The organism is Pseudomonas putida, assembly GCF_009883635.2.
Taxonomy (GTDB): domain Bacteria; phylum Pseudomonadota; class Gammaproteobacteria; order Pseudomonadales; family Pseudomonadaceae; genus Aquipseudomonas; species Aquipseudomonas putida_W.
In genome coordinates this window covers 1,017,289-1,038,390 of record NZ_CP026115.2, presented here as the reverse complement: position 1 = coordinate 1,038,390, position 21,102 = coordinate 1,017,289, and the positions used below count along the sequence as shown (strand labels likewise).

Genomic DNA, 21,102 nt, shown 5'->3' with positions numbered 1-21,102 from the left:
CGGGCGGCATTCGCGTTTTCTTCCTACACCGCACAGGCCATCGCCATGAACAGCGACAACGCCGACCGCCTGGGCGCGGTCATCCGCAGCATCGGCAGCGACACCCTGGGCCCGGCCTTCGACACCGCGCTCAAGGGCGTGGTCGATTTCGACATGAGCTGCGCCTACCTGTTCCGCTTCAACCAGCCGGCGCTGCTGATCCACGACGGCTACCAACAGCGCGTGGCCGAGCGCACGCTCAAGGCCTACTTGCGCGGTGGTTACCTGCTCGACCCGTTCTATGTCGCCTGTACCAACAACCACCCGTCTGGCCTGTGGCGCATGAGTGAACTGGCCCCGGACAGCTTCTTCGCCTCGGGCTTTTCCATCTCCCACGACATCCACCCCTGTGTTTCCTCGCACCACGGCAGCCTGATCGAGGAAATCGGCTTCATCGTCCCGGTGCGGCCACGGACTGCGCTGGTGTATTCGCTGATGCGCGGCCTGGACAAGGGCGCGTTCGAGGTTGAGGAAGCACAGCGGCTGGCAGCACTGACACCGGTGATCGATGCCATTTTCAGCCAGCACCTGCGCCTGGCCCATGCTGATGACCTGGCCGATCCGCAGGAGTCGGACAGCCAGCTGGAAGATGCCTTTGTCGACATCCTTCAGGGCCAGCTGACCGAGACCCAGCGGCATGTGGCCAAGCTGATCCTGCAGGGACACAGCAGCCAGTCGATCTCCCGTGAGCTGGGAATCTCCGAGGGGACGGTGAAGGTGCACCGGCACAACATCTGGCAGCGGCTGGGGATTGCCGGGAATGCGGAGCTGTTTCGGTTATTTATCAATTACTTGGTGAAAAATAGCTGAAGCATCAGTGAGCAAGGTGAGGCTTGGCCGCCATGTCTATGCCCAGTGCCTTCATTACTGCCAGAAAGGATTTGAGAGTAGGGTTGCCATGCTCGCTGAATGAGCGATAAAGCTGCTCACGCGAAAGGCCGGTCTCTTTTGCCAGCTCACTCATTCCCTTGGCCCGTGCCACGACGCCGACGGCTTTTGCAACATAGCCAGCGTCACCTGTTTCCAGCGCATCGGTCATGAAGTGCGCGATGGCCTCTGGTGTGGTGAGGTAATTTGCAGGATCGAATTCGAAGAATTTTTCAGTCATTTTGCATCCTCCACGTACGCAGAATCTGGTAGGCAGCCTTGATATCTCGCGGTTGGCTACCTTTGTCACCACCACAGAGCAGAATCACCCACGTATCGCCCGATTGGTGAAAGTACACCCGATAACCCGGACCATAGTGAATCCTGAGCTCACTGATGCCATGGCCTACGGGTGAGACATCACCTGGCATACCTTCAACGAGTCGGGTGATGCGGGAGATGATCCTGTCCCTCGCGTTTGCATCTCGAAGCCCGACCACCCATTTTCTGAAACTGCTGGATTCGAATATTTTCATGGGGCGAATGTAGTTTATAAAATACATTCAGTAGATACAGCAAATGGTTTCTTCCTTTTGCCACCCAGTACTCGATATGAATGCCTTTGGATCTAGCCGTGTCAGCTTCGGGTTCTGTCGTAGGCCAATTCATCAAAGCTCGGGCCCTGATATCTTTTGGAACACTACCGCCTGCCAACGGGTCCCAACCTGTGTACCCCCTTCGTCCACAGCAGGAGGCCATCTCCATGAGCAGCACCTACGACTGGGACCTGATCGAGCGTTTGCTGCACGAGGTGCAGAACGGCGCCGGTCACAGCTTCACGCCACGCCCCTATGCCGAGCAGCACGCTGCGGCGCTGGCTGCAAAGGGGCAGCCGGTGGGCGACCTGGACCACCTGAAGACCCGTGCCTGCGAATATGAAAAGCTGCTGTTCGAGCGCGGGTTCATCGAGAGCCGTGGGCAGGAGGAGGGCGGCAACGGCGAGAATTTCGTGCTCACCGAGCGTGGTTCGCGCTTGCTCAGCCTGATCGACAGCAGCATCCCGGGCTTCGAACACCCGCGTCAGGTGCTCGATGAGCAGGAAGACGGGCTGGACGAAGCCACCTTCGAGCAGGTGTCGGCCAAGGCCCAAATCGCTTGAGGTCGTTTTGAGGCTGGCAAGGGCAGGCCAGGAAACCCGATAATCGGCATTTCTTGACCACTGCCGAGCCCTTGCCGATGCCCTCGACCACCCAAAAGGCCCGCCCATGAGCGCGGCCCGCAAGAACCCCGACGCCTTTGCCTTCCAGGTGATGCTGGGCCTGTGCCTGATCTGGGGTTGCCAGCAGGTGCTGATCAAGACCGCGGCGGTGGATATCGCACCAGTGATGCAGGCCGCCCTGCGCAACTGCATCGCCGCCATGCTGGTAGGTTTGATGATCTGCTGGCGCGGTGGCTGGGAACAGGTGGGCAACACCTGGCGGGCCGGGCTCGTGGCCGGCGGCTTGTTCGGGTTGGAGTTCCTGTTCATCGCCGAGGGCCTGAAGCTGACCTCGGCGGCGCACATGTCGGTGTTCCTCTACACGGCGCCAGTATTTACCGCACTTGGCTTGCACTTCATGCTCCCCAGCGAACGGCTGCGGTTGCTGCAGTGGCTCGGGATCTTGCTGGCCTTTGCCGGGATTGCTATGGCATTCGCCGGGGGCATGTCGTTCGCCGAGATGGATGGGCGCATGCTGCTGGGCGATGCCTTCGGCGTGCTCGCCGGGCTGGCCTGGGGCGCGACCACGGTGGTGGTGCGTGGTTCGCGCCTTTCGGAGGCTCCAGCAACCCTGACCTTGTTCTATCAGTTGGCGGTGGGCTTCGCCGGGTTGCTGCTGATCGCCCTGGTCAGCGGGCAGATCGGTAATGTGACCTTGACGCCGCTGGCGGTGGGCAGCGTGCTGTTCCAGGGGATCGTGGTGTCGTTCGTCAGTTACCTGACCTGGTTCTGGTTGTTGCGCAAGTACCTGGCCTCCAACCTGGCGGTGTTCTCGTTCATCACCCCGTTGTTCGGGGTGACATTCGGCGTGGTGCTGCTGGGTGAGCCGTTGAGTGCGAATTTCGTGATCGGTGCTTTGATGGTATTGCTCGGCGTGATCCTGGTAAGTGCCGAGCCTTGGGTGAAACAGCAGCTGCGCCGGATTGTAGGGTAATGGTTGCCTGTGCCGGCCCTTTCGCGGGTCAAGCCCGCTCCTACAGGCCAGCGGTGATCCTTTAGGGGCGGGCTTGACCCGCGAAAGGGCCGGTGCACCCAACCTCAAATCATCAGGCTGCCTGTGTTACGGCTTGGCAACTCTGAACACTCTGGCCACCGGTCAGGACCAGTACACCCGCCACTCCCAACCCTGCCGCCGCCAACACAAGCGCCGGCTGCAAACTTCCGCTGTAATGGTTGCTCAACGCCGCCAGCAACGGCCCACTCAGCTGCCCCAGAGCAAAGCACGCAGTCAGCAGCCCGGCATTGCGCTGTGTGGCATGCGGCGCCAGTTCCCGCGAGCGCTGCATTACCAGCTGCATGCAAGCCAGGAATGGCCCACCGCACAGCACCACGCCCAGTGCCAGGCCAACGCCACCGCCCATCAGGCAGGCCAGTACCCCCAACCCTTGCAACCACAGGGTGACCGTCAGCCAGGCCGAAGTACGGCCTGCCCGACGCAGGCTCACCAACACCACACCGAGCGCCGCCGCCAGGCCGAACGCTGGCCAGAACAGGTCGGCCATCCAGTTGCCGCTAAACTGCTGGTTGGCCATCTGCGACAGGAAGGTGGCTGGCAGGATGTAGCCCACGCCATACAGGGCATAGACCAGGCCCAGGCGAGCAATGCCGACGCTGCGGCTCGGGCCCTGCTGCGCGGCGGCGGGCACCACGGCAGGTTGCAGGGCGCGAGGCAGCCAGGGGCGCACGGCCAGCAGCATGACCAAGGCCGCAACGGCATAGATCAGCCAGAGTGCCGCCGATCCCAGCCCCAGCAGATGCGCAGCCAGTGCCAGCAAACCCGTCAGCGCGATGCCCAGCCCAGGCCCGGCGAACACCATCGCCCCCAGGCGCTGGCGGTTGTGGGCATTGGCCACTTGCTGGCTGAGGCTGGTGATCATCACCAGCACCCAGGCGCTGGCCACGCCGGTCCCGAAGCGCAGCAGCAAATGGCTCCAGAAGCCGTCCGCAGCCCAAGAGGCCAGGGTCAGCAGCACGCACAACCACAGGCCACCGTGCAGGCGCAGTTTCACCTGGTTTGGGCGACGGGCGTACATGGCGTCCACGGCGCCAAGGAGATAACCCAGGTAATTGGCTGCCGCCACCAGCCCGGCGGCGGTCAGGTCGAACTGGCCTTCGGCGATCAGTTGCGGCAATTGTGGGGTGAGGGCGAAGCGGCCGATGCCCATGGCCATCATCAGGGCCACGGCGCTGGCCAGCAGTTGTGTGAACGGCGACATGAGAACTCTCCTGCGCGAATCAATGCGATGGATGGCAGGTTAGGGTGAGTTGACTTTCAATAAAATTGAATAATGATGATCAAGTTGTTCTGTTTTGGAGAATGTCATGGAGTTCAGCCAACTGCGCATCTTCCAGGCCGTCGCCGAGGAGGGCTCGGTCACCCGTGCTGCCGAGCGCCTGCACCGGGTGCCGTCGAACCTGTCGACGCGCCTGCGTCAGCTCGAGGAGCAGCTGGGGGTGGAGCTGTTCCTGCGCGAGCGCCAGCGCCTGCAACTGTCACCTGCCGGCAAGGTGCTGCTGGATTACGCCAGCCGCCTTTCGGCACTGCGTGACGAAGCCGTGGCGGCGGTGCAGGGCGGCCAGCCGGCCGGCGATTTCGCGCTGGGTACCATGTACAGCACTGCCGCGATCCACTTGCCGGCGCTGCTGGCGCGCTATCACCAGCAATACCCGGCGGTGAACCTGCAGGTGCAGGCGGCCCCCAGCGGCGACCTGCTCGAAGGCCTGCTCAGCCATCGCCTGGATGCGGCACTGGTGGACGGCCCGCCAAGCCTGGCCGGGCTGGATGGTGTGCCGCTGTGCGATGAAGTGCTGGTCTTGATCACCAGCCCGGAGCATCCCGCGGTGCGCAGTGCCAGGGACGTGGCGGGCAAGGCAGTGTTCACCTTCCGCCAGGGCTGTTCCTACCGGATGCGTCTGGAGGCCTGGTATGCCCATGACCACACGCCGATGGGTCGAGTGATGGAGATCGAGTCGTACCAGAGCATGCTGGCCTGCGTGATTGCCGGTGCGGGGGTGGCCTTGATGGCGCAATCGATGCTCGAAAGCCTGCCCGGGCGCGACCGGGTGCACGCCCATCGCTTGCAGCCGCCATTCGACCACGCGGAAACCTGGTTGATGTGGCGGCAGGGCATGCGCGGGGCGAATTTGCAGGCCTGGATCGACGTGCAACAAAGCGAAACGATTAACCAGTCGTCGGAATGCGCCGTTTCCGCTTGATCCGCGTCAAACTAGCCCATATCTGTAGGAACAAGAGCATGCGTAGTACAGGACATCGGACTATGATCTGTATGAAACATCGCAGGATTGAATTGCCGTGAGGCTGACCCGTCAAGGGGGCATTATGAAAAACCAAATGTTCAACTGGCTCCACGACCTGGCCGTCGCTTTGGGGCTGATTCCACCACCCTTGCAGCCGGTGCCGATCCCGACTGATGAAGAGCAGCGCAAGCGCCAGCCGCGTCGTCGCTGAAATGCAAAAGGCCGCAGCATCTGTCAGATGCTGCGGCCTTTTTGTTGCTGCTGTTGTGGCCTGATCAGGCCAGCTTGAATTCACCCACCGGCTTGCGCGACAGCATGCTCACCAGCACGAAGCTCACCAGGCCAACCGCCAGGCTGTAGTAGATCGGCGTGTTGGCATCCAGCCCGTCCTTGAACATGAAGAACAGTGCGGTGGCAAAGCCCAGCGACATGCTGGCGATGGCGCCTGCGGTGGTGGCGCGCTTCCAGAAGATCGCACCGATCAGCGGGATCAGCATGCCGCCAACCAGCAGGTTGTAGGCCAGGGTAAGTGCACTGATCACATCGTTCACTGCCAGGGCGATGCCCAGTACCACCAGGCCGGTGATCAGGGTGAACAGGCGGCTGACACCCAGGCTCGACGGCTTGCCGCCACGCAGCTTGGGCAGCAGGTCTTCGGTCAGGGTGGTCGAGGCCGCCAGCAGGCCGGCACTGGCTGTCGACATCATCGCCGCCAGGGCTGCCGCCATCAGCAGGCCACGAATGCCTTCCGGCAGCTGGCCTTTGATCATCTCGGCAAAGGCGTTGTTCGGGTTGGCCAGGTCCGGCATCAGTACATGGGCGGACATGCCGATCAGGGCGCACGCCAGGCCGTACAGGACGCAGTACACACCTGCGGTGGTGCCGGCGCGCTGGCAGACCTTCTCGTCACGGGCAGTGAACACCCGCTGCCAGATGTCCTGGCCAATCAGAATGCCGAAGAAGTAGATGAGGAAGTAGGTGATGATGGTGTCCCAGCCGATGGTGGTCCAGCTGAAGCTGGCCGCCGGCAGCTTGGCTACCAGGGTGTCCCAGCCACCGGCCTTGTACAGGCACACCGGCAGCAGGATGAACATCAGGCCAACGGTCTTGATGACGAACTGGACGATGTCGGTGAGGGTCAGCGACCACATGCCGCCGATGGTCGAATAGACCACTACCACACCGCCGCCGAGCAGCAGCGACGCCCAGAACGGCAGGTCGAGCAGCACTTGCAGGACGGTGGCCATGGCCAGGGTCGAGGTGACGCCGATCATCAGCGCATAGGCCAGCATGATGGCCGCGCTGGCCTGGCGGGCCATGGGGTTGTAACGGCGTTCCAGCACCTGGGTGACGGTGAAGATCTTCAGGCGCAGCAACGGCTTGGCGAGGAACAGGTTGAGGGCGATGATGCCCAGGCCCAGGGCGGCACAGAGCCAGAAACCAGAGATGCCGTGGACGTACCCCAGGCGTACGGTGCCGACGGTGGAGGCGCCGCCGAGCACGGTGGTGGCCATGGTGCCCATGTACAGGGTCGGGCCGAGGTTGCGCCCGGCCACCAGGTAGTCTTCCTGGGTTTTCGCGCGCCGCATGCCATACCAGCCCAGCCCTAGCATGCCGACGGTATAGATCATTACAACAATGATGTCCAAGGCCATTGGGGGTCTCCCGATTATCTTTATTATGGCGAGATCGACCGCTCAGGCGTGTTCACGGCGCCCGGCGGTCTTGTCTTGTGTTGGCGGGCCTCTATGGCCCTCCCTCATGGCTCCTGCCGGGGTACTTCAGGCAAAGCTGATCAGCGACGCACGACGCCCGGTAGCACGCAGAGCATCTCGAACAGCAGGTTGGCGCCGAGCAGCGAGGTGTTGCCGGTGGTGTCGTAAGGCGGGGAGACTTCGACCAGGTCACAGCCGATCAGGTCCAGGCCGTGGCAGCCGCGAATGATCTCCATCGCCTGGATGGTGGTCAAGCCGCCAATTTCCGGGGTGCCGGTGCCTGGGGCCCAGGCCGGGTCGATGCCGTCGATGTCGAACGACAGGTACACCGGGCCACCGCCGACCTTTTCGCGTACTTCGGCCATCAGCGGTTCCAGCGACTTGTGCCAGCACTCTTCGGCCTGGACCACGCGGAAGCCCTGGCGGCGGCTCCAGTTGAAGTCATCGGCGGTGTAGCCCTGGGCGCGCAGGCCGATCTGCACCACACGGTCGCAATCGAGCAGGCCTTCTTCCACGGCGCGGCGGAAGGTGGTGCCGTGGGCGATCTTCTCGCCGAACATGTGGTCGTTGACGTCGGCGTGGGCATCGATGTGCACCAGGCCAATCTTGCCGTGCTTCTTGTGCAGGGCACGCAGGATCGGCAGGGTGATGGTGTGGTCGCCACCCAGGGTCATCGGGATGACATTGTGCTCGACGATCTCGTCGTAGGCTTCTTCGATGATGCGCACGGCGTCGAGCAGGTTGAAGGTGTTGATCGCCACGTCACCGATGTCGGCCACCGACAGCGAGTCGAACGGGGCGGCACCGGTGGCCATGTTGTACGGGCGGATCATCACCGATTCGGCACGGATCTGCCGCGGACCGAAACGGGTGCCGGAGCGCAGCGAGGTGCCGATGTCCAGCGGTACGCCGATGAACGCGGCGTCAAGGCCTTCGGCGCTTTGCAGGTGGGGAAGACGGAGCATGGTGGCGATGCCGCCGAAACGCGGCATTTCGTTGCCGCCCAGTGGTTGGTGGAGAACTTTGTCCACGGTGGGCCTCATCAGTCGGTCGATTGTTTTGTTTGTTCGAACCTGTGCCGCCGCACGCCTTTCAGATTTGTATACGCCGGCGGGCAGGGACATTTCGGCCAAGTCTGCGCAAGGTAGTGCGTGGGAAAAATCGCTACCGGCAAATACTTACTTCAGGAATTTCTGAACTAAAGGCCGCAGGAGCGGTTAGACTGCGCGCAAATACCCCTGCGGAACCGTTGCACCATGGCCTCGACCTTGCCCGACCTGAAACTGCTGCGCATCTTCGTCAGCGTGGTGCGTCACCAGGGGTTCGCCAATGCCCAGCGCGAGCTCAACCTGTCGACCTCGGCCATCAGCACCTACATGAGCCAGCTCGAAGGCGCTTTGGGTATCGTCTTGTGCCACCGGGGCCGCGGTGGCTTCAGCCTGACCAGCAAGGGCGAGCTGTTCCACCAGGAGACACTGCGCCTGCTGGCCGAGCTGGATGGTTTCGAACAGTATGCAGCAGCGCTCAAGGGAGAGCTGCGCGGCACGCTCAACCTCGGCGTGATCGACTCCACCGTAGGCGATCGCGCACTGCCACTGGCCGAAGTGATCGGCGCCTACAGCCAGGAGCACCCGGCCGTGCACCTGCACCTGTCGGTGTCCAGCCCTTACGAACTGCAACTGGGTGTGCAGGACAACCGCCTGGACCTGGCCATCGGCGCGTTCTCCTCGCGCATGAGCGGCCTGCTGTATCAACCGCTGTACCGTGAGCAGCACTGGCTGTACTGCAGCAGCCGCCACCCGCTGTTCGCCGAAAGGCGCATCCCTGAGCAGGTGGTGACCCAGCAGCGCATGGTCGGGCGCGGTTACTGGAGCCAGGCCGAGCTGGCCCGGCATGGCTTCAAGCACAGCGCGGCGACGGTCGAGAGCATGGAGGCGCAGCTGATCCTGATCCTCTCCGGCGCCTATATAGGTTACTTGCCCGAACACTATGCCCAGGCGTGGGCCGACAAAGGCGACCTGCGGGTGCTATCACCGGCCACTTTCGGCTACCAGGCGCCATTCTCGCTGATCATCCGCAGGGGGCGTAGCCGGGAGCCGCTGATACAAACATTCCGGGATTTGCTCAAGAGCCAACTGTATGTCGGTTGATAGGTCGCAAATTGTCTGACAATCCGACGGTCAGCGCTAAATTAATCGCCAAGCTGGCCGCTAACTTCTCCACGCTCTGCTAGATATTTAGTTGCGCTGTTCTCTTACTCCCATCTTCGAAGGACCGTTCAAGATGCGCATGAACTTGCCCGTCACTGAGCATGAAAGAACCTTTTCCAGTGATCAGCGCCTCATCTCCACCACGGACCTCAACAGCCGTATCACCTACTGCAACGATGCCTTCGTGGCGATCAGCGGCTTCACTTACGAGGAGTTGGTGGGCCAGCCGCACAATCTGGTGCGTCATCCCGACATGCCGCCGGCGGTTTTCGGGCATATGTGGGAGACCATCAAGCAAGGCAAACCCTGGATGGGCGTGGTCAAGAACCGCGCCAAGAACGGCGACTACTACTGGGTCAGCGCCTATGTCACGGCGATCTACGAAAATGGCCGCATCAGTGGCTATGAGTCGGTGCGTTCAGTGCCGACCCGCGAGCAGATCCGCCGTGCCGAGGCCCTTTACGCACGGCTGCGTGCAGGCAAGCCACCGGTGTCGTGGGCAGCCCGGCTCGTCCGTGGCCTGGGCCACGGCTGGCCACTGATCGGCGCAGGTCTGTTGTCGGCTGCCGGTTACCTCTGGTTGCCACCCTACGCGGCGCTGGGCTTGTTGATGGCCAGCTTGCTGGTGGCCTGGTACCTGATCGAACATCAGCAAGACCAGGCAATCCGCCGCACGCTCGCTGAACACCCCAAGGCGTTCACCAGCCCCCTGGTGGCCCTGACCTACAGTGACAACCCTGGCCTGCAGGGCCAGCTCGACCTGGCCATCATCAGCGAAGAGGCGCGCCTGCAGACTGCGCTCACCCGTCTGGTGGATGCCGGCGTCGGTGTCAAGTCGCGGGCAGCCCAGTCGGCCGACCTGTCTGATGCCCAGGCGCAGATGCTCGATCGTCAGCGCAGCGAGACCGACCAGTCGGCCACGGCCATCGCGCAGATGGCCGCGACCATTCAGGAGGTCACCCACAACGTACAAAGCACCGCCCATGCTGCAGGTGACGCCGACCAGCTGGCCCAGCACGGCAGCGAGCTGGCGCAGCAGAGCCTGAAGGCCATGGGCAGTATGAGCGAGGCGGTCAGCGACATCGGCCAGGCGGTCAATGCCCTGGCCGAGCAGACCCAGTCGATCGGCAGTGTGGTCGACGTGATCACCTCGATTGCCGAGCAGACCAACCTGCTGGCGCTCAACGCCGCGATCGAGGCGGCCCGGGCTGGCGAGCAGGGCAGGGGCTTTGCCGTGGTCGCCGACGAGGTGCGCTCGCTGGCCCGGCGCACGCGCGACTCCACCGACGAGATCCACCAGATCATCGCCTCGCTGCGTGCCGGCGCCGAGCGGGCGGTGAGCACCGCCAGCCGCGGCGAGCAGATTTCGCGGGATAGCGTGCACAGTGTCGAGGCGGTGCAGGCGGCGTTGGCCGGGATCGCCCAGGCGGTCAGCCGCATTACCGGCATGAGCCAGCAGATGGCCACGGCGTCGGAGCAGCAGAGCCATGTGGCCGAGGACATCAACCAGCAGATCGTGCGGATTGCCCAGCTGTGCGACCAGAGCGCAGGGCAGGCCAAGCAGGGTGCCGAGATCAGCCAGGACCTGGAGCGCATGGCCGAGTATCTGCACAGCCTGGCCGAACGTTTCAACCGCTAAATTTAGTCTTGCAAGCCCATTCGCGGGATTGCCCCGCGAATGGCCCGCAAAGCGGGCCCAAAATTCCGGCCTGTGGCAAAATCCGTCTGCCAACGGAGAACCCCATGCCCAGACCCCGCTGCGAACGCTGCCAGCGCCCGCTCGACCATTGCCTCTGCCCGCTGATTCCCAGCCTCGCCAGCCGCACCCGGGTGGTGTTGCTGCAGCACCCCAGTGAAACTGCGCACGCGCTGAACACCGCCCGCCTGGCCGCCCTGGGCCTGGTCAATGCCGAACTGCGGGTTGGCGAAGTGTTCGCTGATCTTGCCGAATTGTTGGCGACCCCAGGCTATCGGCCCGTGCTGCTGTTCCCAGGCGAGCAGGCGCAAGCGCTGACAGCCTACGGCGAAACGGACGACAGGCCGTTGATGTTGATCGTCCCCGACGGCACCTGGCGCAAGGCACGCAAGCTGCTGTACCTGAACCCGCTGCTGGAGGCGTTGCCCAGGGTGACGCTGGCGCAAGTGGCGCCTTCACGCTACCGCCTGCGCAAGGCGCCGGAGCCGGGGGCGGTGTCGACGATCGAGGCGGTGGTACAGGCATTGAATGTGCTGGAACCGCAGGGGAATTTCGGTGAATTGCTGCGGCCTTTCGAGGCTTTGATCGAGGGGCAGATCGAGGCCATGGGGGGGGCGACATTTGAACGCAATCACACAGGCCATTGAATGACCGGCGCGCTGGAATAGATAACTAACGCTTGTGGCTATGAGCGCGATGATGAAGTAGGTGTTTCCTCCAACAAGGATGCACCATGTTCACAATTGCCCCGGAATCGATAGACAACCTGATTGGCAACCGGCTGCCAGCCTGGATGAAGAACGCCCCAGCAGATCGTCTTAGTGCATTGCAGTTGGCAATGATGCAGCAAGATCGGCGGCAGGATCAGTTGAAGGCACGCTACGGCGCCGTGACCCCACTGGACGTCTTTGCCGAGATCTTGCTGATCAGCGCCTTGCAAGCGGTGACGGGAAAAGTCCATGACGTACGCAAGGGGCAGCTACATAGGGTATGGCGAAAACTCAATGCCCCTGTTACGCCCACACTGCCATTGCCATGGGAGCGCTCTGAATCCACTCGGTCGCTGCTGGCGTCGGCGTTGCACAACTTTGCAGTCAATGAAGTGGCTGAGGAGCTGTGGCTGCCTGAGTCGCGGTTGGACGATGGTTCGGGAGCAACGTTGCCATTGCGCCCCGGTGCCTATGCCGCACTGTGCCGGTCCCTGGATATCGGCGGGAAGTACCAGGCATACCTTGAAAGCCATTTCTTGCCGAGCAATGTGCTGGAGCGACAAGCCATCGACCAAATGCTGGAGCAGGTGCAGCAAAGCAATTTCGAAGTTGCCGTGCGGCTGGCGGCGCTCAAGTTCGAAATCGACGAACTGACCTTTCTGCAGCTGCTTCCATTGATCAGTGCCGAGCCCATCGTTCCGGTGTATTCCGTTGATATTCGTCCTTGCAAGCTGTACCTGCTTGGCAAGCAGATTGTCGGCGTGGTCGCACTTGAGATCCGCAGTGGCAGAAGTCGCAATGCGACACTGGAGGGCGTTGTCGCTTGGGTGCCCGATGACCCGCACGGTGAACTTGCGCGGTATCCCTCGTGGTCAGCTTTGTATGAAGAACTGGGCCTGCGCTTGCGCCAAAACGACTACGGGACGTTTTTCATGCGCTTCCTCAGCGAAGCAGACCGTCCAGCTTTCTTCGCTGTACTTGCAGGTCTTCAGTCCACTACGGCGATGAATGCGTTGCAGCTGGATGGAAGAAACCAGGCGATCACACTTTCGCTGTTCTCCCACATGCGTCAGGCACACATCGAAAAGATCATCGCCGATGCCCGGTTGCTTGCCGTGCCGACCGAAGTTGAGGATATGGCGACCCGCGAGGCGCGATTGCACAGTTATGCCAATGCAGGGCTCGACCTGTTGACGCTTGCCTCACTTTTCGTGCCTGGGCTTGGCGTGGTCATGCTGGGCATCGCTGCAGCCCAGCTGTTCGATGAAGTCTATGAGGGATACGAGGACTGGAAGTTGGGCGATCGGCAGTCTGCCTTGGGCCATCTGTTCGCCGTGGCCGGCATGCTGGGCGCAGGCGTAGTTTTCGCAGCCGGAGGCGCTGCCGTGAGCAGGCTCATCGAGCGGATACCTTTCGTCGACGCCTTGCTGCCTGTGCTGCCTGAGGATGGTCGACTACGCCTGTGTGACGGCAGCCTGCAAGGTTATCGAATTGCAGATGATCAAAGCCCGGTAGCCCAGGTGATGGGAGAGCTGGGGCAGCAACGCATCAAACTGCAGCAAGGGAGCTTTCTGGTAGAGCCGACCGGGACCGAGGGTGAATGGCGGATCCGTCATCCGCGTCGGGCGAACGCTCATGGTCCCTTGCTGCGCAACAACGGCAGTGGTGGTTGGTATCACGAATTCGAACAAGCCCACGTTTGGGACGACCAGCAGGTGATGCTCAGCCGACTCGGCAGCCTGCTGGCTGACGTGAGTGACATTGAAGCCACGGATATCCTGGGCACCACCGGTTTTGACAGGGATCGACTGAGACGCCTGCATGTCGAAGGCGCCAAGGCGCCGTCGCGGTTGCTCGATGCACTGGAGCGCCATCGCCTGCACGCCGCCGAGCCCATGCTGCGCGCAGAGGCATTCGAACAGCGTATCGCAGCCCGGCAAAAGCTCGGAACTGCCGCCGAGCAACTGCTGCGTCGTGATTTTCCCGACCTGACTGCACGCAGCGCCGAGATGATCGTGGAATCGGCCAGCGGTTTTCAGTATGAGCAGATGTTGAGAAAAGGGCGGGTGCCGTTGCCACTTGCCGAACAGGCTCGCTGGGCCTTGCGGGACAGCCGGCTGGATCGGGCATGCGCGGGGCTTTACCAGAAGTCCGCGGTGAACAGCGATTGCGAAACACTCATGGTGCGTCTAGTCGACCATCTGACTCCGTGGAGCGAGCAGGTCCGTATCGAGCTGCGCGAGCAGGCCGTTGATGGGCCATTGCTGGTGCGGCAAGGTGACGAACGGGCAAATGAAGTGCGACGGATTACACGTACAGAGGATGGGTACCAGGCTGTCGATGATAAGGGCCAGGGGTTGGCCGGCACCCTGCCTGGGGACAGTCTCGCGCAAGCGTTGTTGTGCCATATGGACGCGGTGCAGAAGCTGCAGCTGGGGAGTGTCGAACCGACCGCGCTACAGCTTACGGACGCTTGTATTCGTTGGCTCGGCAGCAATCGCGAACAGGCCGCCAAGCTGATCGGCATGGTGCCACCCTCGGCCGGCTTGCGCCCGCCGCTGCGCCTGGGCGACGGGCGCCTGGGTTACCCGCTGAGCGGGCGGCAGCTGGGTGCGCGTCATGGCGTGCGCCATGGAGTGCGCAACTTGTATCCGACATTGACTGATGCCCAGCTCGAAGACTTCATCAGTCAGTGGGTAAACAGCGGTAGGTCACCTTGGGAGCATCTGGCCGACCTGCAACAGCAACTGGCTTCGCTTCGCCAGGCCCTGGAGGACTGGTGCCGTGAAGCGGGAAGCGTGACACGACGCTACCGGCGACACCAGCTGGCCAAGCAATTGCGCCGCGTTTGGCGGCGCAAGCTGCAGGATGCGGACGGTGTTTTTGTGCTGACCGTCGACGGTGAGGCTGTTGGTGGCTTGCCCACCCTGCCGGAGAATGTGCGTTTCGATCATGTAAGGCGCTTGACACTTCGCGGGATGCAGCTCGATACCATCGACAGCGCCTTCATGCAGCGATTTTCTGGCTTGCGTCTTCTCGACCTGGGTCGTAATGCGCTGACGGCCATTCCCCCCGGTATCGAGCGGTTGACAGAACTGGCTGACCTCTGTCTGTCCGGCAACCGGATTGTAGTGGACGCTGCCAGTGAAGAGCGTCTGTCGGCGTTGTTGAAACTTCGCTGGCTCGATTTGAGTGACAACCCGATAGGCTCGGTGCCTGCGCTGCGAGGCGCCAGCAGTTTGCGTGCGATATCATTGCGCAATACCCGCCTGTCCGGGGTCCCCATCGCCCTGCTTGAGCATCCGACGCTGGAAGTCGTCGACGTGCGCGACAATCAGATCACCACGGTAAGCGAGCTCGTGCTGCAGCTGCACCATGCCCGGTTGGGACGCCTGGTCCTGCATGACAACCCGCTCACAGCAGATGCAGTGAGGCGTTTAAGTTCATTTACCCGTCAAGTATCGCGCCCGGCACATGCGGCGCTTGAAGCGTCGGCGCGCAATATCTGGCTGAGTGACCTGGCCCCGAGCGAGCTCGCACGCTGCTCGCAGGTCTGGCAGCGGCTGGTAGAGGACGAAAGCCAGAATGCTGCAGATTTTTTCCGCTTTCTGCATGATCTCGGTCGCTCTGAAGAGTTTCTCGCTCGGCCGCGGTATATGCGCCAGCGCGTGTGGGCTATCCTCGATAGTTGCGAACAGAACAGTGAGGTGCGCCAGGCGCTGTTCGAGCAGGTTGGGGGCGCACGCACGTGCGCGGATCAGCTGCTGTTCATCTTGAGTGAGCTGGAGATAAAGGTGCTGGTGGTGCGCGGCTCTGCCGGGCTGAGCGCTGAAAAGGCCGAAGCGCGAATGTTGCGTCTGGGGCGTTCGCTCTATCGGCTGGAGCAGGTGGATCGGATTGCCGCTGAACATGTTCGCGAGGTCCAGGCGTTCAATCCTACGGAAGCGGTGGATGAGGTTGAGGTTTACCTGGCCTACCGTATCGGGTTGGCAGAGCCGCTGGGGTTGCCGGCACAGCCTGCCTACATGCATTACCAGCATTTCAGTCAAGTGAATCGAGCCGACCTGCGAGATGCCAGGGCAATGGTGCTTGCCAGGGAAAACTCGCAGGTCCTGTGTGACTCGCTTGCCAGCAGGGACTTCTGGAAGGACTACCTGCGCACGGCCTATGCCGAGCGTTTCGAAGCATTCGATACGCCTTACCATGAACGGCTGTCGACCCTGGAAGAGCAGGCCGCGTCAGGTACAGATCAGCGCTATCTGGAGCAGGTCGATGCGTTGAGGGCCGAACGTGCCCTGGCTGAGCGACGCTTCATCCTGGAGTTGACTCGTCAGGCTCATACCCGTCACCTTGCTTGATCGCCGCTCGGAAACTCTACGTACAAACCTGGTCATCAGCGCTCGCGCAGTGCTTCAGTGCGGGCCTTGAGCACCGGTTTGAGCAGATAATCCAGCACACTCTTCTGCCCGGTGATGATATCCACCGTGGCCACCATCCCGGGGATGATCAGCAGCGGCTTGTTGTCCCCGCCCAGGTGGTTTTTCTCGGTCCGCACCTGGATCAGGTAGAACGCATTGCCTTTGTCGTCGGTGACGGTATCGGCGCTGATCAGCTCCAGCTTGGCCTTGAGTCCGCCGTAGATGGTGTAGTCATAGGCACTGAACTTGACCATGGCTGGTTGCCCCGGGTGCAGGAAGGCCACGTCTTGCGGGCGCACCTTGGCCTCGATCAGCAGGTTGTCCTCGATCGGCACGATCTCCACCAGGTCGCTGCCTGGCTGCACCACGCCGCCGATGGTGTTGACCTTGAGCAGCTTGACGATGCCGCGCACCGGCGAGACCACGGTGGTGCGGTTGACCCGGTCATCAATGGCAATGCTGGTGGCGGTGATCTTGGACAGCTCGGTACGCTTGTCATTGAGCTCCTTGGCCGCGTCCGAACGGAAACTGGCGTCGGACTCTTCGATCTTGCTCTTGATCTCGGCGATCGCCGCCTCGGCGCGTGGGATGGCCAGGCTGGTGGCATTGAGCTGGCCGCGGGCTTCCACGGTACGTTGCTTAAGGCGCAGGATCTCCACTGGGGAAATAGCGCCTTTGCTCACCAGCGGCGCCGACATGTCCGTCTCCTGCTGCAACAGCGCCACGGCCGAGCGATACTGATCGACCTTGGAGCGGAACTCGGCCAGCTCCTGGTTCTTCTGCCGAAGCTGTTCGTTTAGGGTTTGTTTTTCACTCGCCAGGCGCCGTTGCCGCGAGCCGTACAGGGCGATCTCGTCGTCGGCAACCTGGGGCGCCTTGGCGCGCACTTCATCCGAGAGCACGAACGGGCGGCCTTCGGCTTCCGCCGACAGGCGCTCGACCTGGGCGGTCAGGGCATAACGGTCAGCCTCGCTTTCGCCTTTGTTGGACTTGAACCGGGTGTCGTCCAGGCGTAACAGGGTGGCGCCTTTCTCGACCATCTGGCCCTCGCGCACGAAGATCTCGGTGACGATACCGCCTTCGAGGTTCTGCACCACCTGTACCTTGCTCGACGGGATCGCCTTGCCTTCGCCGACCGTCACTTCGTCGAGCACCGCCAGGCTGGCCCAGACCAGCGCCACCAGCAACAGCGCGGCGGCCAGCCACACGGTCAGGCGCGACAGGCGTGGCGAGTCCTGCAGGGTGGCACCGGCCAGTTCCGGCATGTAGTCGCGCTCGGCCCGTTTGTCGGCGCCATGGCTGCTGCGTACGCTTTGCATGAGAGGCATGTTGAGCTCCTACAGGGCCGAGCCGATACGGCCCTTGCGCAGGGCGTCGACAACCGAATCCTTCGGCCCGTCGGCGACGATCTTGCCGTTGTCGAGCACCACCAGCCGGTCGACGAGGCTGAGCATCGAGGTGCGGTGGGTGACCAGCAGCACGGTCTTGCCTGGCACCCAACTCAGCAGGCGCTGGCGCAGTTGCTCTTCGCTACTGTTGTCCATGTGGCTGGTGGGTTCGTCGAGTATCAGGATCGGCGGCTCCAGCAGCAGTGCACGGGCCAAAAGCACCGCCTGACGCTGGCCGCCGGAGAGCAGCTGGCCGCGCTCGCCCACCGGGCGGTCGAAACCGTTCGGGTGTTGCCGGGCCAGCTCGCTGACGCCGGTCAGTTCGGCCACTTCTAGCATGCGCGCATCGCTGATGTGGCGCGCGCCGAGGGTCAGGTTGTCGCGCAGGCTGCCGGCCAGCAGCGGCAGGTCGTGGGCCACGTAGCCGATCTGGCTGCGCAGGTCGGCGATGTCCAGCTGGCGCAGATCGAGGTTGTCCAGCAGCACCTGGCCTTCGTCAGGGTGATGAAAGCCCATCAGCTGGCGCCCGAGGGTGCTCTTGCCCGAGCCGCTGCGGCCGATGATGCCGATGCGCTCGCCGGGGGTGATGGTCAGGTTCACATCATGCAGTGCCGGGCTCACTTGCCCTGGATAACGGAACGTGATGTGGCTCAGCGTCAGGCCACCCTTGAGCGTGGTGTGCTCCAGGGCCTGCTGGTCCAGCTGACGTTCCTGAGGCAGGGCCATCAGCGCATCGGTGCTGCGCATGGTCAGCTGTGCCTGCTGGTATCGGGTGATCAGCCCGGCGATCTGGCCGAGGGGGGCTAGCACCCGGCTGCCAAGCATGTAGCTGGCGACCAGGGCGCCGACGCTGAGGTTGCCGGCGATGATGCTGTACACCCCGGCAACGATGGTCGCCATGCCGCAGAACTGCTGGATGAACAGCGTGCCGTTGCTGGCCAGCGACGACAGGTTGCGGGCATGGGCGTCGAGGCGGGCGATGGCGGCGTTGGTGTGCTCCCACTGGTACTGGCGTTCGCTTTCGGCGCCGCAGGCCTTGAGGGTTTCCAGGCCGCCCAGGGTTTCGATCAGCAGGGCCTGGCGCACGGCACCGAGGCTCAGGCTTTTCTGCACGGTGTCGCGCAGGCGGGCCTGGATGATCAGGGCAAAGCCCACTGCCAGCGGGAAGGCGATCAGCGGGATCAGTACCAGCCAGCCACCGAGCAGGCCGATCACCAGCAGCATCAGGGCCACGAAGGGCAGGTCGATGATGCTGGTCAGGGTAACGGCGGTGAGAAATTCACGCAGGCCCTGGAAGTCATGGATGCTCTGGGCGAAACCACCGATGGTGGCGGGCTTGGCCTTCATGGCCATGCCGGTGATGCGCTCGAACAGGGTGGCGGAGAGGATCAGGTCGGTTTTCTTGCCGGCCTGGTCCAGCAGGTGGGCGCGGACCATGCGCAGCACCAGCTCGAAGGCGGTGCCTAAGAAAAGGCCGGCGACCAGCACCCACAAGGTCGACAGCGCCTGGTTGGGCACCACGCGGTCGTAGGTCTGCATGACGAACAGCGGCACCATCAGGCCGAGCAGGTTGATCAGCAGGCTGGCCAGCAGGGCGTCGCCGTACAGCCAGCGGGAATGGCGCAGGGTGTCGCGGAACCAGGCGTTGACCCGCGGCAGCAGCGGAGCACGCACGTCTTCCAGGGTATGGCGTGGGCGGGCGAACAGGGCGTTGCCGCTATAGGCCTGTTGCAATGCTTCACGTTCGACCCATTGCTCGCCACCTTCAGCTTCGCAGGGCAGGATCAGCGCACGGCCGTCATCGCCCCAGCGTTGCAACACCGCGCTGCGGCCATTGTCGAGCAACAGCAGCACGGGCAGGTTGAGCGCCGAGATGTCATCAAGCGCTCGTTCCAGCACCCGCGCTTGCAGGCCGGCTCGCGCCGCAGCGCGCGGCAGCAAGCCTACGCCCAGGCGCTGCTGGGCCAGGGGCAGGCCGCTACACAGGCTGGCACGGCTGGCAGGGCGACCGTGCAGCCGGCACAGGATCAGCAGGCCATCGAGCAGTGGGTCATCGACATCCGGACGCGGTTGCGCGCTTTGCATACTGGTCACGATGGCCTACTCCCGCCAGGGTGGATGGGTTGCTGTGCAGGCGATCCGTGCCAGTGCGTGCGACGCTTAGCGCATCTCGGGCAATCTGGCTTCGGTCCGTACCTCGTTGTTGGCGATAGCCTCCGGGGGTAGTGAAATACGTTGCTTGCTCAACAGTTCACCCATGGTCGCCAGTACCCGGTACATGGAAAACTCTTCGGTGTAGCGCACTTCGGTGTAGCGGCGGTTGGCGTTGTACAGCTCGTTTTCACTGTCGAGCACGTCGAGCAGGGTGCGCTGGCCCAGGCCGAACTGGTCCTGGTAGGCCGCGCGCACGCGCTGGGTGGTCTCGGCGTACTCACGTGCGGTCGGGGTCTGCTTGCGGGCGTTGTTCATGGCGTTCCAGGACAGGCTGAGGTTTTCGGTCAGCTCGCGCAGGGCATTGTTGCGGATGTCCAGGGCCTGGTTGATCTTGTGCGCATCGGATTGCAGCCGAGCCTTGTCACTGCCGCCACGGAACAGGTTGTAACTGAGCTCGACGCCGGCCTGCCAGTCGTTGTTGCTGTGGCCTTGCTCGCCACCGATATTGTTGTTGGCACCTGTGGCCAGCACCGCGTCCAGGCGCGGGTAGAACGGCGACTTGGCCACTTCGTACTGCTGTTCTGCGGCATTGACGTCGGCCTGGGCCGATTTGAGGTAAGGGTTGTTCTGGCGCATGCCTTCGCGTGCCTGGTCGAGGGTGCCGGGTATTTCCACCTTGATCGACTGTGGCCCTTCCAGCTCGTCAGGCACGCGGCCGACCACGCTGTAGAAGTTGGCTTCGGCATCGGCGAGGTCGACTTCGGCGGTATCCAGGTTGTTTTCTGCCAGGGCGCGACGGGCGCGGGACTGGTCGAGGTCGGCGGTGCTGCCTACGCCGCGCTCGCTGCGCAGGCCGATCTGGTCGTTGACGCGCAAGTGCGCTTGCAGGTTGTTCTTGGCCAGGTCCACCAGCTCTCGACGCTTGAGCACCTCCAGGTACACCTCGACCGTGCGCAAGGCGACGTCCTGGGCGATGGCCTGGGTGTAATAGGCGCGCGAGGTCGCCACTGCCTCGGTGCGGCCCACCTCGTTGGCGGTGTTGAAGCCGTCGAAGATCATCTGCCGCAGGCGCAGTTCCGACTGTGTGTAGTTCAGGGTTTCCTTGTTGTGGTTGGTCGTGCCGTCCGGGTTGAGGCCGCGGGTATTGAGGTTGTCCGAACGCTGGCGCCCGTAACCGGCGACGAGGTCCACGGTCGGGTAGTAGCCACCACGGGCGAATTTCACATCCTCGTCGGCGGAAAGCTTGCTGTTGCGATTCGAGCTGATCTGCGGGTGGTAATCCACGGCACTCTGGATAGCTTCGTTGAGGGACATCGCCTCGACGTTGGTGCATGCCATGGCTACCAGCATTGCGCTGGCGAGGGGTGTTAGAACGCGCATGGGGGTACT

The 21,102-nt window shown here is 62.8% G+C and carries 17 protein-coding genes; 9 read left to right on the top strand and 8 right to left on the bottom strand.

Annotated elements, in window-relative coordinates:
• Positions 1–45: 45 nt before the first annotated feature.
• On the top strand, positions 46–849 hold the full coding sequence (locus tag C2H86_RS04610; protein ID WP_159411610.1) for a helix-turn-helix transcriptional regulator: 804 nt from the start codon (positions 46–48) through the stop codon (positions 847–849).
• A gap of 4 nt (positions 850–853) precedes the next feature.
• Here the strand turns inward: C2H86_RS04610 and C2H86_RS04605 are convergent, their stop codons facing one another.
• Entirely contained in the window at positions 854–1,147 is a 294-nt protein-coding gene (locus C2H86_RS04605; RefSeq protein WP_159411609.1) for an addiction module antidote protein, read from the bottom strand.
• Positions 1,140–1,442, bottom strand: a complete 303-nt coding sequence (locus tag C2H86_RS04600; RefSeq protein ID WP_159411608.1) for a type II toxin-antitoxin system RelE/ParE family toxin — start codon at positions 1,440–1,442, stop codon at positions 1,140–1,142. Before C2H86_RS04600 ends, C2H86_RS04605 begins: the two co-directional genes overlap by 8 nt.
• Before the next feature lie 227 nt (positions 1,443–1,669).
• On the opposite strand from C2H86_RS04600, the gene C2H86_RS04595 reads away from it, so the two are divergent.
• Positions 1,670–2,065: a transcriptional regulator gene (locus tag C2H86_RS04595; protein WP_159411607.1), complete on the top strand. Its 396-nt coding sequence runs from the start codon at positions 1,670–1,672 to the stop codon at positions 2,063–2,065.
• Between the two features lie 106 nt (positions 2,066–2,171).
• Positions 2,172–3,098, top strand: a complete 927-nt coding sequence (locus C2H86_RS04590; RefSeq protein WP_159411606.1) for a DMT family transporter — start codon at positions 2,172–2,174, stop codon at positions 3,096–3,098.
• Between the two features lie 112 nt (positions 3,099–3,210).
• On the opposite strand, the gene C2H86_RS04585 is transcribed toward C2H86_RS04590, so the two are convergent.
• Entirely contained in the window at positions 3,211–4,380 is a 1,170-nt protein-coding gene (locus tag C2H86_RS04585) for an MFS transporter (RefSeq protein WP_159411605.1), read from the bottom strand.
• 106 nt (positions 4,381–4,486) lie between these two features.
• Here C2H86_RS04585 and ptrR point away from each other — a divergent pair, with 106 nt between their 5' ends.
• Positions 4,487–5,380: a putrescine utilization regulator PtrR gene (gene ptrR, locus C2H86_RS04580; RefSeq protein ID WP_159411604.1), complete on the top strand. Its 894-nt coding sequence runs from the start codon at positions 4,487–4,489 to the stop codon at positions 5,378–5,380.
• Between the two features lie 124 nt (positions 5,381–5,504).
• Entirely contained in the window at positions 5,505–5,633 is a 129-nt protein-coding gene (locus C2H86_RS28585) for a PA1414 family protein (RefSeq protein ID WP_256215799.1), read from the top strand.
• 64 nt (positions 5,634–5,697) lie between these two features.
• Here C2H86_RS28585 and C2H86_RS04575 read toward each other — a convergent pair whose 3' ends face one another.
• Positions 5,698–7,077, bottom strand: a complete 1,380-nt coding sequence (locus tag C2H86_RS04575; RefSeq protein WP_159411603.1) for a sodium:solute symporter — start codon at positions 7,075–7,077, stop codon at positions 5,698–5,700.
• Between the two features lie 140 nt (positions 7,078–7,217).
• Positions 7,218–8,168 carry an agmatinase gene (gene speB / locus C2H86_RS04570; RefSeq protein WP_012315641.1) on the bottom strand — a complete coding sequence of 317 codons (951 nt, stop codon included), beginning with the start codon at positions 8,166–8,168 and terminating at the stop codon, positions 7,218–7,220.
• Positions 8,169–8,393: 225 nt separating this feature from the next.
• Here speB and C2H86_RS04565 point away from each other — a divergent pair, with 225 nt between their 5' ends.
• The 4 genes from C2H86_RS04565 to C2H86_RS04550 all read left to right on the top strand — a co-directional run bounded on the left by C2H86_RS04565 (position 8,394) and on the right by C2H86_RS04550 (position 16,111).
• The gene (locus C2H86_RS04565) at positions 8,394–9,287 is read left to right on the top strand and encodes a LysR family transcriptional regulator (protein WP_027918723.1); all 894 of its coding nucleotides are present in this window, start codon (positions 8,394–8,396) and stop codon (positions 9,285–9,287) included.
• Positions 9,288–9,420: 133 nt separating this feature from the next.
• Positions 9,421–10,986 (top strand): methyl-accepting chemotaxis protein, encoded by a 1,566-nt coding sequence (locus tag C2H86_RS04560; protein ID WP_159411602.1) that lies wholly within the window; start codon positions 9,421–9,423, stop codon positions 10,984–10,986.
• Positions 10,987–11,090: 104 nt separating this feature from the next.
• The gene (locus C2H86_RS04555; protein WP_159411601.1) at positions 11,091–11,690 is read left to right on the top strand and encodes a tRNA-uridine aminocarboxypropyltransferase; all 600 of its coding nucleotides are present in this window, start codon (positions 11,091–11,093) and stop codon (positions 11,688–11,690) included.
• Between the two features lie 86 nt (positions 11,691–11,776).
• Positions 11,777–16,111, top strand: a complete 4,335-nt coding sequence (locus C2H86_RS04550; protein ID WP_159411600.1) for an NEL-type E3 ubiquitin ligase domain-containing protein — start codon at positions 11,777–11,779, stop codon at positions 16,109–16,111.
• Between the two features lie 35 nt (positions 16,112–16,146).
• Here C2H86_RS04550 and C2H86_RS04545 read toward each other — a convergent pair whose 3' ends face one another.
• The 3 genes from C2H86_RS04545 to C2H86_RS04535 all read right to left on the bottom strand — a co-directional run bounded on the left by C2H86_RS04545 (position 16,147) and on the right by C2H86_RS04535 (position 21,093).
• Positions 16,147–17,499: an HlyD family type I secretion periplasmic adaptor subunit gene (locus C2H86_RS04545; protein ID WP_240349683.1), complete on the bottom strand. Its 1,353-nt coding sequence runs from the start codon at positions 17,497–17,499 to the stop codon at positions 16,147–16,149.
• Between the two features lie 9 nt (positions 17,500–17,508).
• The gene (locus C2H86_RS04540) at positions 17,509–19,644 is read right to left on the bottom strand and encodes a type I secretion system permease/ATPase (RefSeq protein WP_159413057.1); all 2,136 of its coding nucleotides are present in this window, start codon (positions 19,642–19,644) and stop codon (positions 17,509–17,511) included.
• A gap of 75 nt (positions 19,645–19,719) precedes the next feature.
• Complete coding sequence (locus C2H86_RS04535) at positions 19,720–21,093, bottom strand: TolC family outer membrane protein (protein WP_159411599.1); 1,374 nt, start codon at positions 21,091–21,093, stop codon at positions 19,720–19,722.
• Positions 21,094–21,102 lie beyond the last annotated feature (9 nt).

What these genes read in the sequence shown, in the direction of transcription:
- ptrR (WP_159411604.1), top strand. Translation starts at nt 4,487, where the DNA reads ATGGAGTTCAGCCAACTGCGCATCTTCCAGGCCGTCGCCGAGGAGGGC.
- C2H86_RS04610 (WP_159411610.1), top strand. Translation starts at nt 46, where the DNA reads ATGAACAGCGACAACGCCGACCGCCTGGGCGCGGTCATCCGCAGCATC.
- C2H86_RS04565 (WP_027918723.1), top strand. Translation starts at nt 8,394, where the DNA reads ATGGCCTCGACCTTGCCCGACCTGAAACTGCTGCGCATCTTCGTCAGC.
- C2H86_RS04590 (WP_159411606.1), top strand. Translation starts at nt 2,172, where the DNA reads ATGAGCGCGGCCCGCAAGAACCCCGACGCCTTTGCCTTCCAGGTGATG.
- C2H86_RS04555 (WP_159411601.1), top strand. Translation starts at nt 11,091, where the DNA reads ATGCCCAGACCCCGCTGCGAACGCTGCCAGCGCCCGCTCGACCATTGC.
- C2H86_RS04585 (WP_159411605.1), bottom strand. Translation starts at nt 4,380, where the DNA reads ATGTCGCCGTTCACACAACTGCTGGCCAGCGCCGTGGCCCTGATGATG.
- C2H86_RS04535 (WP_159411599.1), bottom strand. Translation starts at nt 21,093, where the DNA reads ATGCGCGTTCTAACACCCCTCGCCAGCGCAATGCTGGTAGCCATGGCA.
- C2H86_RS28585 (WP_256215799.1), top strand. Translation starts at nt 5,505, where the DNA reads ATGAAAAACCAAATGTTCAACTGGCTCCACGACCTGGCCGTCGCTTTG.
- C2H86_RS04575 (WP_159411603.1), bottom strand. Translation starts at nt 7,077, where the DNA reads ATGGCCTTGGACATCATTGTTGTAATGATCTATACCGTCGGCATGCTA.
- C2H86_RS04600 (WP_159411608.1), bottom strand. Translation starts at nt 1,442, where the DNA reads ATGAAAATATTCGAATCCAGCAGTTTCAGAAAATGGGTGGTCGGGCTT.
- C2H86_RS04605 (WP_159411609.1), bottom strand. Translation starts at nt 1,147, where the DNA reads ATGACTGAAAAATTCTTCGAATTCGATCCTGCAAATTACCTCACCACA.
- C2H86_RS04540 (WP_159413057.1), bottom strand. Translation starts at nt 19,644, where the DNA reads ATGCAAAGCGCGCAACCGCGTCCGGATGTCGATGACCCACTGCTCGAT.
- C2H86_RS04595 (WP_159411607.1), top strand. Translation starts at nt 1,670, where the DNA reads ATGAGCAGCACCTACGACTGGGACCTGATCGAGCGTTTGCTGCACGAG.
- C2H86_RS04545 (WP_240349683.1), bottom strand. Translation starts at nt 17,499, where the DNA reads ATGCCTCTCATGCAAAGCGTACGCAGCAGCCATGGCGCCGACAAACGG.
- C2H86_RS04550 (WP_159411600.1), top strand. Translation starts at nt 11,777, where the DNA reads ATGTTCACAATTGCCCCGGAATCGATAGACAACCTGATTGGCAACCGG.
- C2H86_RS04560 (WP_159411602.1), top strand. Translation starts at nt 9,421, where the DNA reads ATGCGCATGAACTTGCCCGTCACTGAGCATGAAAGAACCTTTTCCAGT.